This is a genomic window from Candidatus Methylomirabilota bacterium, assembly GCA_035764725.1.
Lineage (GTDB): Bacteria > Methylomirabilota > Methylomirabilia > Rokubacteriales > CSP1-6 > DASRWT01.
Genome location: DASTYT010000077.1, coordinates 18,135 through 33,455 on the forward strand (window position 1 = coordinate 18,135; position 15,321 = coordinate 33,455).

General features: G+C 70.6%; 14 protein-coding genes. 13 read left to right on the forward strand and 1 reads right to left on the reverse strand.

The features are described from left to right. The first annotated feature begins 15 nt into the window (after positions 1-15). Positions 16-1,239, forward strand: a complete 1,224-nt coding sequence (gene glp, locus VFX14_12645; protein ID HEU5190528.1) for a gephyrin-like molybdotransferase Glp — start codon at positions 16-18, stop codon at positions 1,237-1,239. Between the two features lie 2 nt (positions 1,240-1,241). Here the strand turns inward: glp and VFX14_12650 are convergent, their stop codons facing one another. Continuing rightward, entirely contained in the window at positions 1,242-2,237 is a 996-nt protein-coding gene (locus VFX14_12650; protein ID HEU5190529.1) for a YeeE/YedE family protein, read from the reverse strand. An 84-nt stretch (positions 2,238-2,321) separates the two neighbouring features. Here VFX14_12650 and VFX14_12655 point away from each other — a divergent pair, with 84 nt between their 5' ends. The 12 genes from VFX14_12655 (at position 2,322) to pgsA (ending at position 15,285) form a co-directional block, all read left to right on the forward strand. Then, complete coding sequence (locus VFX14_12655; protein HEU5190530.1) at positions 2,322-3,536, forward strand: tetratricopeptide repeat protein; 1,215 nt, start codon at positions 2,322-2,324, stop codon at positions 3,534-3,536. Positions 3,537-3,645: 109 nt separating this feature from the next. After that, positions 3,646-4,590 (forward strand): DNA-processing protein DprA, encoded by a 945-nt coding sequence (gene dprA / locus VFX14_12660; GenBank protein HEU5190531.1) that lies wholly within the window; start codon positions 3,646-3,648, stop codon positions 4,588-4,590. A gap of 10 nt (positions 4,591-4,600) precedes the next feature. Then, positions 4,601-6,847, forward strand: coding sequence for a type I DNA topoisomerase (gene topA, locus VFX14_12665; protein ID HEU5190532.1), 2,247 nt, complete (start codon positions 4,601-4,603; stop codon positions 6,845-6,847). 13 nt (positions 6,848-6,860) lie between these two features. After that, a complete protein-coding gene (xerC, locus tag VFX14_12670; GenBank protein HEU5190533.1) occupies positions 6,861-7,742 on the forward strand; it encodes a tyrosine recombinase XerC in 882 nt (293 codons plus the stop codon). After that, positions 7,739-8,293 carry an ATP-dependent protease subunit HslV gene (hslV, locus tag VFX14_12675; protein ID HEU5190534.1) on the forward strand — a complete coding sequence of 185 codons (555 nt, stop codon included), beginning with the start codon at positions 7,739-7,741 and terminating at the stop codon, positions 8,291-8,293. The genes xerC and hslV overlap by 4 nt, the downstream gene beginning before the upstream one ends. Next, positions 8,290-9,642 carry an ATP-dependent protease ATPase subunit HslU gene (gene hslU / locus VFX14_12680; protein HEU5190535.1) on the forward strand — a complete coding sequence of 451 codons (1,353 nt, stop codon included), beginning with the start codon at positions 8,290-8,292 and terminating at the stop codon, positions 9,640-9,642. Before hslV ends, hslU begins: the two co-directional genes overlap by 4 nt. Before the next feature lie 8 nt (positions 9,643-9,650). After that, the gene (gene argB, locus VFX14_12685) at positions 9,651-10,532 is read left to right on the forward strand and encodes an acetylglutamate kinase (protein ID HEU5190536.1); all 882 of its coding nucleotides are present in this window, start codon (positions 9,651-9,653) and stop codon (positions 10,530-10,532) included. Positions 10,533-10,628: 96 nt separating this feature from the next. Continuing rightward, positions 10,629-11,828, forward strand: coding sequence for an aspartate aminotransferase family protein (locus tag VFX14_12690; protein ID HEU5190537.1), 1,200 nt, complete (start codon positions 10,629-10,631; stop codon positions 11,826-11,828). Then, positions 11,825-12,733, forward strand: coding sequence for an ornithine carbamoyltransferase (gene argF / locus VFX14_12695; GenBank protein HEU5190538.1), 909 nt, complete (start codon positions 11,825-11,827; stop codon positions 12,731-12,733). The genes VFX14_12690 and argF overlap by 4 nt, the downstream gene beginning before the upstream one ends. A gap of 9 nt (positions 12,734-12,742) precedes the next feature. Then, positions 12,743-13,948 carry an argininosuccinate synthase gene (locus VFX14_12700; protein HEU5190539.1) on the forward strand — a complete coding sequence of 402 codons (1,206 nt, stop codon included), beginning with the start codon at positions 12,743-12,745 and terminating at the stop codon, positions 13,946-13,948. A gap of 9 nt (positions 13,949-13,957) precedes the next feature. Continuing rightward, positions 13,958-14,713 carry a 2-phosphosulfolactate phosphatase gene (locus tag VFX14_12705; protein HEU5190540.1) on the forward strand — a complete coding sequence of 252 codons (756 nt, stop codon included), beginning with the start codon at positions 13,958-13,960 and terminating at the stop codon, positions 14,711-14,713. Continuing rightward, the gene (pgsA, locus tag VFX14_12710; protein ID HEU5190541.1) at positions 14,710-15,285 is read left to right on the forward strand and encodes a CDP-diacylglycerol--glycerol-3-phosphate 3-phosphatidyltransferase; all 576 of its coding nucleotides are present in this window, start codon (positions 14,710-14,712) and stop codon (positions 15,283-15,285) included. The genes VFX14_12705 and pgsA overlap by 4 nt, the downstream gene beginning before the upstream one ends. Positions 15,286-15,321 lie beyond the last annotated feature (36 nt).

Below are 15,321 nucleotides of genomic sequence, written 5' to 3' on the forward strand. Positions count from 1 at the left end.
CGGTACAATGGCGGCGTGATCACCGTCGAAGAGGCGCTCGAGCGCATCCTCGCTCGCGTCGGCACGCTCGGCGACGAGCGCGTCGCTCTCCTCGACGCGCTGGATCGCGTGCTCGCCGAGCCGGTCGTCGCCGATCGCGAGATCCCACCCTGGCCGAACTCGTCCATGGACGGTTATGCGGTGTCGAGCGTCGACACGAGCGTGGCCAGCGCCGAGAGCCCGGTCGTCCTTCGCATGGCCGGCCACGTCGCGGCCGGACACCTGGCCGGGCGTCCGCTCGCGCGCGGCGAGGCCTTCCGTATCCTCACCGGCGCGCCGCTGCCCGAGGGCGCCGACGCGGTGATCCCGCAGGAGGACGTGCAGACCGACGGCACGATGGTGCGGATCCCGCGTCCCGTCCCCGCCGGGGACTACGTGCGGCCGCGGGGCGAGGATCTCCGCCCCGGCGATCGGCTCTTCGAGCCGGGGCGCCTGCTCTCACCGGGCGACATCGGGGTGCTCGCCACGCTGGGGCGGAGCCGGGTGCGCGTGGTGCGGCGGCCGGTCGTCGGGGTGCTCTCCACCGGGGACGAGATCGTGGACCTGGGCGGGACGGTGGGGCCCGGCCAGATCCCAAACTCGAACACGTACTCCCTGATGGCGCAGGTGCGCGCCGCCGGAGCCGAGCCGGTGAGTCTGGGCGTGGCGCGCGACCGTCTCGACGAGATCGAGGCACGGCTAGGCTGGGGGCTCGGATGCGACCTCCTGATCTCCTCGGCCGGGGTCTCGGTGGGCGACCACGACTTCGTCAAGGCGGCGCTGACCGCGCTCGGGGCCGAGCAGCATCTCTGGCTGGTCAACATGCGGCCGGGCAAGCCGATCACGTTCGCGACGGTGGAATCGCCGCTCAAGGGCACCTTGCCGGTGTTCGGCCTGCCCGGGAATCCCGTATCGGCGATGGTGACGTTCGAGCTGTTCGTTCGCCCGGCGGTGCGCCGCCTCGGCGGGCACGCGCGCCTGTCCCGGCCGATCCGATCCGCCCGCGCGCTGGCGCCCATCCCCAATCCCGGCAGCCGCCGCGGCTACCTTCGCGTGGTGCTCGGCGAGCGCGACGGCGCGCTCACCGCGCGACTCACCGGCGAGCAGGGCTCCGGAATTCTCCGGTCCATGTCCGAGGCCGACGGCCTCGCCGTCGTGCCGGGCAACACGACGATCGCCACGGGCGAGACGGTGCCGGTGATGCTCCTGCGCGAGGGCTGAGCTCAGCCCTTTCTGAGGTAGAGCGCCCAGAGGGTGAGCCACGCGCCCGCGCCCATGGACGCGAAGGCGGCGAGGCTCCCGAGCGAGAGCGTCGCGGAGTTGGTGAGCCCTTGGGTGATGTTGCAGCCGTCGGCGATCAGCGCCGCCGCGCCCATCAGCACCCCGCCCCCGAAGATCTTCACGAGGCTCCACCCCGGCGGAAGCTTCCAGCGGAAGTCGCCCGCCTGTAGCGCGCCGGCCAGCGCGCCCAGCGGCACGCCCAGCAGCAGCACCATGCTCCACGTCACCTGATTGGGATAGCCCACGAGCGGGTAGGTGAAGAGCTGGCCCGTGTTGACGGCGAACGTGATGCCGACGGCGCGGCCGCCCAGCGAGGAGGTCCACCAGCCCGCGGCGATCAGCACGCCGACCACGGCGCCCGTCAAGGGCCAGGGCCACTTGCCGTGCTCGGGCTCGCGCGAGTCACGCGTCAGCCACCACCCCGCGAGGACGGCGAGCACGGCAATGACGACCCAGGGCGAGAGACCCAGCCACGAGGCCAGGGTGGGGGGCGCGTCGCCCGGCCGGAGCTCGGGCCTTTGCAGCCACTCGCGCACGCCGGCGAGTGCGCCCACGCTCGCGGTGGTCGCGCCCATCGCGAAGCCGAGCAGGATTACCCAGGCGCCGACGGCGCCCTCGCCGAGCCGGTACCACGTGCTCCCGGAGCATCCACCCGCCAGCACCATGCCCACGCCGAAGCAAAGGCCGCCGATCACGTTCGCGAGCCAGCGAAAAGGCCGCACCGGGATCTGCACCAGGCCCGCGGCGAGGAGCAGATGCGTGCCGATGACTGCGACCAGGAGCGCCAGCACGTAGGCGCGCATGATGCCCGCGTCGCCCATCAGCGCGAGATTCGAGATGGCGCGGGTGAAGCAGAAGCCGCCGCGCTGTATGACGTAGCCGAAGACGAGCCCGGTCAGGACGGCGGAGGGCCAGAAGAGGAGGGCGGAGTCGTCCATGGCCCGCATGCTAGCCCAGGCGACCGCGTAAAGCCCCTCAAAAGTTGACTTTTCTTTCGCCCGGATGCTAGCGTCGCGAGCACGATGACGTGGATCCGACCCATCCCCGCCGCGCTGGTCATCGCCGCCTCCGTCGCGCTCGCCGCGTGCGCGAGCGACGACGCCGGCGTCCGCGCGCTCAACGAGACGACGACGCTGCGTGCGCAGCTGGACGACATGCGCCAGCGGCAGGATGTGAGCACGCGCGAGATCACGCGGCTGCAGTCGCAGGTGCGCGCGCTCGAGACGGATGCGGTGGACAAGACGCGTGATGTGAAGGCGGCGAACGTGGAGCTGGCCCGCGCGCGCGTGCTGCTCGAGGAGACGCGCGGCATGCTGCGCGAGCGGGAGGCTGCGGCGGCGAGCCCGGCCGCCATCGTGAGCCCGGCCACGACGGCAAACCCGGCAGCCACGGCGGGCCCGGCCGCGGCGCGGCCGACCGTGGCAGCCGCGCGACCGACCGTGATGGACCCGTTGACCCCGGTGCCGCCGAGCGCGCCGGATACGAGCTTGGCCGTAGCGCCCCCACCCGAGACACTTGCGCCGGCACCCGCAGCAATCGCGCCACCACCCGCGGCGAGTACGCCGCCGCCCGCACTGACCACGCCGTCGCCCGCGACCAAGGGCGCGGCGCCGGTGGCGTCCGCCAGGCCGGCCGCGCTGCCGGCACCCGCGCCGAGACCGGTCGCGCCCGATCCCCGGGCCATCCCGGAATCGATTGCCGCCGCGAAGCCGGCGCCGGAGCCTCGACCCGCGCCCGCGGTCAAGCCCGCGCCCGAGACGCGACCCCCGACCGCGCCGAAGCTCGCGGCGACGCCGTCCCCCGCGGGCAAGCCCGCCGTCCGACCGGCCCCGGTCGCCGTCCCCTCGGCCGAGAAGCTCTTCAGCGCGGCAATGGCCAACTTCCGCGCGCGGGAGCACGGGCAAGCGGTGCTCGAGCTCACCGATCTGATCACCCACTATCCGAGCCATGGCCTGGCCTCGGCGGCGCAACTCTGGATCGGCCAGGCCTACTATGAGCAGCGCGACTACCAGCAAGCGCTGATCGAGCTCAAGCGCGTATCGGAGGCGTATCCGCGGAGCCCCCAGGTGGCCGACGCCCTCCTCAAGACCGGGCTCTGCCAGCGGGCCCTCGGCGATCGGTCGGCCGCCACAAGGGCCTGGGAGCAGGTGATTCGAGAGCACCCCGAGAGCGCCGCGGCCGGGCAGGCCAGGACGCTTCTGGGAAGCCGGGACAGCGCCGCCCGGGGAAGTCACTAACGCCCCCTTCCGGGCCGTTTTCTTGACCGGGGGGGGCGGTCCGGTATACTGAAGCGCATTCTTCGGCCCGGACCTGGGGTGCGCTGACGTGATGTATCTACTTGAAGACATGTCGATAGTTGGATACGCCGGCTGGCGTGAGACTCCGCGCCGCTGGGGCGCCAAGGGTGCATCGAGCGCTCCCCTCCCTCGCACGATCGAGCGCCCGGATGCCGAGTTCCCGGCCCTGGCGCGGGGTATCGAGCAACTGCCGACCCGGCTCTGGGTCCGGGGCTCCGTGATCCCCGAGGATGCTCTGGCCGTGGCCATCGTGGGGTCCCGGCGCGCAACGCCCCAGGGGCTGGCGGTTGCCGAGCGCCTGGCAGGGGACCTGGCCGCCCGGGGTGTGACGGTCGTGAGCGGGCTGGCCCGGGGGATCGACACCGCGGCGCATCGGGGCGCCCTCGATGCGGGGGGCCGCACGCTCGCGGTGCTGGGCTCGGGTGTGGATCGCGTGTATCCGCCCGAGAATCGCGCGCTCGCCGCGCGCATCGCCGAGCACGGCGCCGTGATCTCGCAGTTTGCGCCCGGCATGCCCGCGCTCGCCCATCACTTTCCCGTCCGGAACCGGCTCCTCGCCGCGCTCGCGCTCGGGGTCGTGGTGGTCGAGGCGGCCGAGGCGAGTGGCTCCCTCATCACCGCCGGCCACGCGGCCGATCTCGGGCGCGAGGTGATGGCGGTGCCGGGCCCGGCAGGATCGCCCTCGAGCCGCGGCGCCCACGGCCTCATCCGCGACGGGGCGGCCCTGGTCGAGGACTGGGAAGATGTGGTGGCGGTGCTTCCCGCGCGCTGGCGGGTCTGCGTGGACACGCCGGCTCCGGCCCCGGCGGGTTCCGGGAGAGCCACCGATACGATTCTTGCACTGATCGGCGCCGAACCTGCATCCATAGAAGAGCTGATCGAGCGGAGCGGCAGCTCCGCGTCCCACGTGGCGGCCCGCCTCCTGGCGCTCGAGCTGGACGGCCGGGTGCGGCAGCTACCCGGGAAACGCTTCGTGCGCGTCCCTAGAGGCTGAAAGGAGTCCATTGGCCAAGCAGCGCTCGCTCGTCGTCGTGGAATCGCCCACCAAGGTCAAGACGATCCAGAAGTATCTGGATTCGGGGTTCGTCGTGAAGGCCTCGATGGGGCATGTCCGCGATCTGCCCAAGTCCAAGCTTGGCGTGAACGAGAAGAAGGGGTTCAAGCCCGAGTACCGCGTGCTCCCCGCCAAGAAGAAAGTGCTCGACGAGCTCAAGAAGGTCGCCGAGAACGCGGCCGCGCTCTACATCGCGACCGACCCCGACCGGGAAGGGGAGGCCATCGGCTGGCACCTCGCCCAGGAGCTCGGGGTGGATCGCAAGAACACTCACCGCATCATGTTCAACGAGATCACCGAGCGCGCGGTCAAGGCGGCGTTCCAGCGTCCCGGCAAGATCGACCAGAACAAGGTCGACGCCCAGCAGGCCCGCCGCGTGCTCGACCGGCTCGTGGGCTACAAGCTCTCGCCGCTCCTCTGGGAGAAGATCCGCCGCGGGCTCTCCGCGGGGCGCGTGCAGTCGGTGGCGGTGCGCCTGGTCACCGAGCGCGAGCGCGAGATCGCCGCCTTCGTGCCCGTCGAGTACTGGTCGCTCCACGCCCGGCTTCTCGCCAAGACCCCTCCGGAGTTCAGCGCGACGCTCCGCGAGGTGAGGGGCGAGAAGGCCAGTTTGCCCAACGAGGCGGCCACTGTGGCGGTGATGACCGCGCTCCACGGCGCGGAGTGGCGCGTGAAGTCCGTGACCCGCGGCGAGCGCCGCCGTAATCCCGCTGCGCCCTTCATCACCTCCACGCTCCAGCAGGAGGCGAGCCGCAAGCTCCACTTCAGCGCGAAGAAGACCATGATGCTCGCCCAGCAGCTCTACGAGGGCATCGAGCTCGGCGACGAGGGTCAGGTCGGTCTCATTACCTACATGCGCACCGACGCCGTCCGCGTCTCCCAGGAGGCGCAGGACGAGGCGAAACAGTGGGTGGGCGAGCGGCTGGGGCGCGAGTACCTGCCGGACGGCCCGCCCGTGTACAAGACCAAGAAGAGCGCCCAGGACGCCCACGAGGCGGTGCGCCCGTCCGCGGTGGCGCGCGAGCCCAAGGCGCTCGTGCGCTTCCTGTCCAAAGATCAGCTCGCGCTCTACCGCCTCATCTGGGAGCGCTTCCTCGCCAGCCAGATGCTGCCCGCCGTCTACGACACGGTGGCCGCCGATATCACGGCGGGGGAGTGCCTCTTCCGCGCCCAGGGCTCCACGCTCAAGTTCGCCGGATTCACCGCGGTGTACGTGGAGTCGCGCGAGGAGTCGGACCAGCCCAGCGAGGAGGAGCAAGAAGCGGTGGTGCCGCCGCTTACCGAGGGCGAGATCCTCAGGCTGCGCGCCCTCGATCCCAAGCAGCACTTCACCCAACCGCCGCCACGCTACACCGAGGCCTCGCTGGTAAAGACGCTGGAGGAGCTCGGGATCGGCCGGCCGTCCACCTACGCCCAGATCCTCGGCACCATCCAAGACCGCGAGTACGTCCGCCGTGAGAAGGGCACGCTCTATCCCACCGAGCTCGGCATGCAGGTGACCGACATGCTCGTGCCCCATTTCCCCGAGGTGATGGACGTCGAGTTCACCGCCCAGCTCGAGGAGTCCCTCGACAAGATCGAGGAAGGGGACGCCGACTGGCAGGACACGGTGGGGGCCTTCTACAAGGAGTTCGCGAAGGACCTCAGCAAGGCCGGCAAGAAGATGGAGAACTTCAAGGAAGGCGTGGACGCCGGCCAGTCCTGCCCCGAGTGCGGCAAGCCCCTGGTGGAGAAGTGGGGCCGCTTCGGGAAGTTCCTCGCGTGCTCGGCGTACCCGGAGTGCAAGTACACCAAGGACCTCGGCGGCCGTGAGCGGCCCGCCGACGAGCCCACGGACGAGATCTGCCCGACCTGCGGCAAGGCGATGGTGATCAAGCACGGGCGCTTCGGCAAGTTCATGGCGTGCTCGGGCTACCCGGAGTGCAAGACGACCAAGCCGGTGCCGCTGGGCATCGCCTGTCCCCAGGACGGCGGCCAGCTCGTGGAGCGCCGGAGCAAGCGCGGCAAGACGTTCTACGCGTGCGCCAACTATCCCCAGTGCACGTTCTCGGTGTGGTCGCGCCCGGTGGCGCAGCCGTGTCCCCAGTGCGGAGCGTCCTTCGTCACGGAGCGCGTGGGCCGCGGCGGCAAGATCACCCGGGCCTGCGTGAAGGAAGGCTGCGGCTACAAGGAAGACGTCGCCCCCACCGTTGCCTGACGGGATCCGCCCCATGCGTGGCGACGCCGACCTGGTGCCCGCGTTCCTCCGGTATCTCGCCGCGGAGCGGGGGGCGTCGGCCCATACCTTGCGTAGTTACGCTGCTGATCTGGCCGAGCTCCAGGCCTTCCTGCGCGGCGCACGGGTGCCCGGCCTCGCCGCCGCCGACGCGCGCGTCCTGCGTGGCTATCTCGCGTGGCTGCATGGCCGGGGGCTCGCGAAGTCGTCCATCGCCCGCAAGCTCGCGTCGGTCCGGAGCTGTTACCGCTTCCTGGCGCGGCGCGAGCTGGTCGCGGCCAACCCCGCGCGCCAGCTCGCGAGCCCGCGGCTGCCCCGGCGGCTTCCGTCGGTGCTGCCAAAGGACGAGTCCAAGGACCTGCTCGACGCGCCGTCGGAGGACACCCTGGCGGGCCGGCGCGATCGCGCGCTCCTCGAGCTGCTCTACGCGAGCGGCCTGCGCGTGGCCGAGTGCTGCGGCCTCGACCTGGAGGACCTCGATCGTCGCCACGGCACCGTACGCGTGATGGGGAAGGGCAGCAAGGAGCGTGTGGTCCCGGTGGGCGAGATCGCCCTCGAGGCGCTGGACGCCTACCTCGATCGACGCGGAGGCGGAAACGGGCCCATCTTCCGCAACGCGCGGGGCACCCGGCTGTCCACCCGGAGCGTTCACTCGATCGTGCGGCGGCGCGCGCGCGCGGCGGGGTTGGCCCGGCGGGTCACGCCCCACACGCTGCGCCACACCTTCGCCACGCATCTGCTCGGCGAGGGCGCCGATCTCCGCTTCATCCAGGAGCTGCTCGGCCACAGCCGGCTCTCCACCACCCAGCGCTACACCCACGTGAGCCCCGAGCACCTGATGAAGGTGTACGACGCGGCCCATCCCCGCGCGGTATGAGCGCGCCGGGCGGGGACGCGGTGTTCCACGCCACCACGGTGGTGGCGGTGCGCCATCGCGGCACGGTCGCGGTGGGCGGCGACGGCCAGGTGACGCTGGGCCAGACCGTGGTCAAGGCGAGCGCGCGCAAAGTCCGCAAGCTCCACCACGGGCGCGTGCTCGCGGGCTTCGCGGGGGCGGCCGCGGACGCGTTCACGCTCTTCGCTCGCTTCGAGGCCAAGCTGGAGGAGCACCGCGGGAACCTGGTCCGGTCGGCGGTGGAGCTTGCCAAGGACTGGCGGACCGATCGGGTCCTGCGGCGGCTCGAGGCCCTGCTCGCCGTGGCCGACGCCGAGGCCTCGCTGATCGTCTCGGGCACCGGCGACGTGATCGAGCCCGACGACGGGCTCATCGGCATCGGCTCGGGCGGTCCCTCCGCCCTCGCCGCCGCCCGAGCGCTGGTCTCCCACTCCTCGCTGGACGCGCCCGCCATCGTCGAGCAGGCGCTCCGCATCGCGGCCGGGATCTGCATCTACACCAACGAGCAGGTCACCGTGGAGGCCCTCCCGTGAGTGCGCTGACGCCGGCTGAGATCGTGGCCGAGCTGGACCGCTACATCGTGGGCCAGCATCGCGCCAAGCGCGCGGTGGCCATTGCCCTCCGCAATCGCTGGCGGCGGCAGAACCTGCCCCCCGCGCTGCGCGACGAGGTCGCGCCGAAGAACATCATCATGATCGGCCCCACCGGCGTGGGAAAGACCGAGATCGCGCGCCGTCTCGCCCGCCTCGCCCAGGCGCCCTTCATCAAGGTGGAGGCCTCCAAGTACACCGAGGTGGGCTACGTGGGGCGCGACGTGGAGTCGATGATCCGCGATCTCACCGAGCAGGCGGTCAACATGGTGAAGGCGGAGATGACCGCCCAGGTGCGCGAGCGAGCCGACGCCATCGCCGAGGAGCGGCTGCTCGATCTCCTGCTCCCGCGCCGGCACGGCGAGGCCTTCACCTCGAGCACGCTCGAGGAGATCGCCCCCGACGCGTCGCGGGACGCCACGCGCGAGAAGCTTCGCGCCCAGCTCCGCGCCGGCAAGCTCGAGGACCGGCTCATCGAAGTCGAGCTGGCCGCCGCCGGAGGGCCGATGGTCCAGCTCTTCGGCGGCCAGGGCATGGAGGAGGTGGGCATGAACCTCCAGAACATGCTTTCCCAGATGATGCCGGGACGCACACGCCGCCGCCGCGTCAAGGTGGGCGAGGCGCGGAAGCTCATCACCCAGGACGAGGCGCAGAAGCTCATCGACATGGACGAGGCGGTGGCCCAGGCGGTGCAGCGGGTGGAGAACGCGGGCATCGTCTTCCTGGACGAGCTGGACAAGGTGGCGGGGCGGGAAGGGGGGCACGGGCCCGACGTGTCCCGGGAGGGCGTGCAGCGGGACCTCCTGCCAATCGTCGAGGGCTCGACGGTCACCACGAAGTACGGGAGCGTGAGGACCGACCACATTTTGTTCATCGCCGCAGGGGCCTTTCACGTCGCCAAGCCCTCCGACCTGATCCCGGAGCTGCAAGGTCGCTTCCCCATCCGGGTAGAACTCGAGCCCTTGACGCGAGAGGACTTTGTCCGCATTCTGAGCGAGCCCGAGAATGCCTTGGTGCGGCAGTACACGGAGCTCCTCCAGACCGAGGGGGTCCGGCTGCGGTTCACGCCCGAGGCGGTCGAGGCGGTGGCGGAGATCGCCTCCCAGGTCAACCAGCGGACGGAAAACATCGGAGCCCGGCGCCTTTACACCATCATGGAGAAGCTTCTGGATGAGGTATCGTTTCAGGCGCCCGACTGGAACGGCAAGGAGATCGTCATCGACGCCGAGTACGTCCACTCGCGGCTGGCCGAGGTCCTGAAGGACGAGGACCTGTCCCGGTACATCCTCTAGGAGCGCGCATGCCCCCCCTGGATATGGACCGTATGATCCTCAGGGCGGAGGTGCTCCTGGAGGCCCTGCCGTATCTGCAAGCCTTCCAGGGCCGCACCCTCGTCATCAAGTACGGCGGGGCGGCCATGGAGAAGGCCGACCTCAAGGAGCAATTCGCGCGCGACGTCCTCCTGCTCCGCCTCATCGGCATCCGTCCCGTCATCGTGCACGGGGGCGGCCCCCAGATCGGCGCCCTCATGAAGCGGCTCGGCAAGGAGCCGCACTTCGTGGGCGGGATGCGGGTCACCGACCCGGAGACGATGGAGATCGTTGAGATGATGCTGGGCGGGAAGATCAACAAGGAGATCGTGGGGCTGATCAACATGCACGGGGCCCACGCGGTGGGCCTCTCGGGCAAGGACGGCAATCTCCTCCGCGCGCGCCGACGCCTGCACCGGATGCCCGACGGTCGCGTGGTGGACATCGGCCTCGTGGGCGAGGTGGAGACGGTGAACGGGGACATGATCCGCCTCCTCGTCGAGGCGGGGCTCATCCCGGTGATCGCCCCGATCGGCGTGGGCGTCGAGGGCGAGACCTACAACATCAACGCCGATCTCGTGGCGGGCGACGTGGCGGCGGCCCTTCGCGCGGAGAAGCTCATCCACCTCACCGACGTGCAGGGGATCAATGGCCAGGACGGCAAGCTCATCTCGCGCCTCACCAAGCGGGAGGCGGAGCGGCTGATCGAGTCCGGGGTGATCGAGGGCGGCATGCTGCCGAAGGTCGAGTCGTCCCTCAAGGCCATCGAGGGAGGCGCCGCCAAGGCCCACATCATCGACGGCCGGATCGCCCATGCAGTGCTCCTCGAGGTCTTCACCCACGAGGGCATCGGCACCGAGATTGTCTTTTAGACGCGGGTATGAGATGCGAAGCCACCCGATAGAGGTCGTCGCTTGCGGCGACCGTAGATCAAATCAAGAACTCGGCGCATAGCGACGGGAGACACCGTGGACACCAAGGCCCTGCTCGAGACCGGCGGCAAGCACCTCATGGCGTTCACCAAGCGGGCGCCCATCGCGCTGGTGCGCGGCGAGGGGATGCGGGTCTGGGACTCCGACGGCAAGGAGTATCTCGACTTCACCGGCGGCATTGCCGTGACCGCGCTGGGGCACTCGCATCCGCGCGTGGTGGGGACGATCCGGGAGCAGGCGACCACGCTGATGCACGTGTCGAATCTGTTCCACATCCCGCAGCAGACTCACCTCGCCAAGCTCCTCTGCGATCACTCCTTCGCCGACCGGGTATTCTTCTCCAACTCGGGCGCGGAGGCCAACGAGGCGGCGATCAAGCTCGCGCGGAAGTGGGCCAAGGAGCACGGAGCGAGCGACCGCGGCGACATCATCACGATGCGCGGCGGGTTCCATGGACGAACGCTGGCCACCGTGACGGCCACCGCGCAGGAGAAGTATCACCATGGCTTCGAGCCGCTGCCCGGCGGGTTCAAGTACGTGCCGTTCAACGACCTCCGCTCGGTGGAGCGCGCGATCGACAGCCACACCGCGGGGATCATGGTGGAGCCCATCCAGGGCGAGGGCGGGGTCAACATCCCCGACGACGGCTACCTCCCCGGCCTTCGCAAACTCTGTGACGAGGCCGGCGTGTGCCTGATCTTCGACGAGATTCAGACCGGCATGGGCCGCACCGGCCGCCTCTGGGGCTACGAGCACTCCGGCGTGGCCCCGGACGTCATGACGGTGGCGAAGGCGCTGGCCAACGGCGTGCCCATCGGCGCGACCCTCGCCACCGACGAGGTGGCTTCCGCCTTCGCCCCCGGCACCCACGGCAGCACGTTCGGCGGCAACCCCTTCGCCACCGCGGTGGGCCTTACCGTGCTCACCACGCTCATCGAGGAGCGCCTCCCCGAGCGGGCCGACCGGATGGGACGGCTCCTCGTCGCCGAGCTCGAGAAGGTGCGGGCCCGCCGCGGGGCCGCGGTCAAGGCGGTGCGCGGACGCGGCTGCCTCGTCGGCATGGATCTGGTGCCGCCGGTGGCCGACGTGCTCGGCGCGTGTCGCGACCGCGGGCTGCTCGTCCTCACCGCGGGCGACAACACTTTGCGCCTCGCCCCCTCCCTCGTGCTCGACGAGAAGGATGTGGCACGCGCCGTCTCCATCATCGACGAGGCGCTGGGCACCGTCGCGGGATGAAGCACTTCCTCTCGATCCAGGACCTCGAGCGCGAGGACGTTGGGCGCCTCTTCCGGCTCACCGCCGAGCTGAAGTCGCGGACCAAGGCGCGCGACCGCGGCACCCCGCTCGCCGGACGCGCCATGGCGCTCATCTTCGAGAAGCCCTCGCTCCGCACCCGCGTGACGTTCGAGGTGGGGATGTTCCAGCTCGGCGGCTCCGCGGTGTACCTGTCCGCCCAGGAGATCGGCCTTGGCAAGCGCGAGTCGGTGCCCGACATCGCCCGCAACCTCTCACGGTGGGTCGACGTCATCGCCGCGCGCGTGTTCGCCCACGCGACGGTGGAAGGGCTGGCCGAGCACGCCGCCGTGCCCGTCATCAACGGCCTCTCGGACCGCGAGCACCCCTGCCAGGCGATGGCCGACTACTTCACGCTGTGGGAGCGGGGCCTCGACCTGGCCAAGGTCCGCCTCGCGTGGATCGGCGACGGCAACAATGTCTGCCACTCCGTGCTCCTCCTGGGTGCGCTGCTGGGCACCCGTATGGTGGTGGCGACGCCGCCCGGCTACGAGCCGGCGCCCGCCATCATCGACACCTGCCGCCGACTCGGCGCCAGGATCGAGCAGACCACGGAGGCGCGCGACGCGGCCGACGGCGCGGACGTGATCTACACCGACGCGTGGGTGAGCATGGGCCAGGAGGCGGAGCGCGAGCGCCGCCACGAGGCCTTCCAGCGCTATCAGGTCAACGAAGCGCTGCTCCGCTTCGCGCCCAGGGCGCTGGTGATGCACTGTCTGCCTGCTCACCGGGGCGAGGAGGTCACCGATCCGGTGCTCGACGGGCCGCAGAGCGTGATCCTCGATCAGGCCGAGAACCGGCTGCACGCCCAGAAGGCGGTCATCCTCCACCTCTTGGGCGGCGACTAGGAGACCGGCGTGGGGAAGAAGGCCAGGAAGGTCGTGCTGGCGTACTCCGGAGGCCTCGATACGTCCGTGATCCTCCGCTGGCTGATCGAGACGTATCGATGCGAGGTGGTCGCGTACTGCGCCGACCTCGGGCAGGGGGAGGAGCTGATCCCCATTCGTGAGAAGGCGCTGCGCACCGGTGCCTCCGGCGTGCACATCAAGGATCTCCGCGAGGAGTTCGTCCGCGACTTCGTGTTCCCCATGCTGCGCGCCAATGCCGTCTACGAGGGCACGTATCTTCTCGGCACCTCGATCGCGCGGCCGCTCATTGCCAAGGCGCAGGTCGAGGTGGCCCGCGCGGCCGGGGCGGACGCGGTGAGCCACGGCGCCACCGGCAAGGGCAACGATCAGGTGCGCTTCGAGCTGACCTACGCCGCGCTCGCCCCCGACCTCACTGTGATCGCGCCGTGGCGGGAGTGGGACCTCAACTCCCGGACCGCCCTCATCGAGTTCGCCAAGCAACACGACATCCCGGTGCCGGTGACCACCGAGCGGCCGTACTCGAGCGACCGGAATCTCTTTCACATGTCGTTCGAGGGCGGCATTCTCGAGGATCCGTGGGCCGAGCCGCCGCCGAAGATGTTCCTGCTCTCGAACTCGCCGGAGGCCGCGCCCGACGTCCCGGTGTACGTGGAGATCGAGTACGAGGCGGGCAACCCGGTGGCGGTCGACGGCGACGGCCTGGGGCCGGCCGCGCTGCTCGAGCGCTTGAACCGACTGGGCGGGGAGCACGGGATCGGCCGCGTCGACCTCGTGGAGAATCGCTTCGTCGGCATGAAGTCACGGGGGGTGTACGAGACGCCGGGCGGCACCATCCTCCACCACGCCCACCGGGCGATCGAGTCGCTCACTCTGGACCGGGAGGCGCTACACCTGCGCGACACCCTCGTCCCGCGCTACGCGGAGATGATCTACTATGGCTTCTGGTTCTCGCCCGAGCGTGAGGCGGTGCAGCGGCTGATCGATGGGATCCAGGCCGACGTGACCGGCACCGTTCGGCTCAAGCTCTACAAGGGCAACGTCATGGTCGCCGGGCGCAAATCACCGAAGTCGCTCTACCGCACCGACTATGTCACCTTCGAGGCGGATCGTGTCTATCGTCAGAAAGACGCGGAAGGCTTCATCAACCTCAACGCGCTCCGGCTCAAGATCCGCGCCTTGCGCGACGCGCGGTAGGGGCGAGGCATGCATGTGCACGTCGCCCTGGGGCCGGCGGAGTTCGTCGCGGCCCCCCTCGACGGCCGTGCCGCGCTGGTGATCGACGTGCTCCGCGCAACGACCTCGGTGGTGGCGGCCTGCGTGGCGGGCTGCCGCAGCGTGATCCCCGTGCCGGACGAGGCGGCGGCGCGCCGCGTGGCGGGACGCTTCCCCCCGGGCGAGTGCGTGCTCGCGGGTGAGCGCGGCGGCGACCCCATTCCGGGGTTCGATCTCGGGAACTCGCCCCTCGAGTTCACCGCCGACCGTGTGGCCGGCCGGGTCATCGTGCTCACTACCACCAACGGCACGAACACGATGCTGGCGGCGGCACCCGCCGCGGCCGGGGCGGTGGCCGCCCTGACCAATGCCGGCGCCGCCGCGCGCTGGGCGCTGGAGCGCGGCACCGACCTCACGCTCCTGTGCTCCGGAGAGCGTGGCGGCTTCTGCCTTGAAGACGCGGTGTGCGCGGGCTTCGTGGTCGATGCCCTCGCGTCGGATGGGGCGCGCGGGCTCCGCTTCACGGACGCCGCGGTGGCGGCGCGCCGCCTCGCCGACGCGTACGCGGGCCGTCTCGAGCACCTCATCCAGGACGCGGCGTGGGCGCGGCACCTCCACAAGGCGGGACGTGCGGAGGACTTCGCGGCGTGCCTGGCGCTCTCGTCGCTGGACCAGGTGCCCCGGCTCTCGAACGGGGCGATCGTGCCGGGGCCTGCGGACCCCGCGGCGGTGGACGTGCGGCGATGAATGTTCCCATCGCGCTGACGCTCATCCGCATCGTGCTGGTCCCGCTCGTCATCGTGTTCCTGATCTCCTCCCAGCGGGTGCACGTGATCATCGCTGCGGTGATCTTCCTCGCCGCCTCGCTCACCGACTGGCTCGACGGCTTGATCGCCCGGCGCACGAATCAGGTGACTCGTCTCGGAACCCTCCTCGATCCCGTGGCCGACAAGCTGCTCGTCGCCGCCGCTCTGGTGTCGCTGGTACAGGTGGACATGGTCCCGGCGTGGATGGCCTGGGTGATCATCGGGCGTGAGCTCGCGGTGACCGGCCTTCGCGGAGTCGCGCTCTCGATGGGCGTGGTGGTGCCCGCCTCCCGCCTGGGCAAGCTCAAGACCGTGACCCAGTACGTGGCGGTGACGCTCCTGATCCTCGAGAAGGGCGTGCCCGCGGAGTTCGTGCCCTTCCACCTGGTCACCGATGCGATGCTGTGGATCACGCTCTTCATCACCGTGCTCTCCGGGCTCGACTACTTCTACGGCTTCTTCGTCCGCGCCGGCGGAGACGTCCTCGTGAAGGATCGCGAACGGTGGCCCTGAGCCTCCTCGGTCTCGCCGCGGCGTACCTGGTCGGGG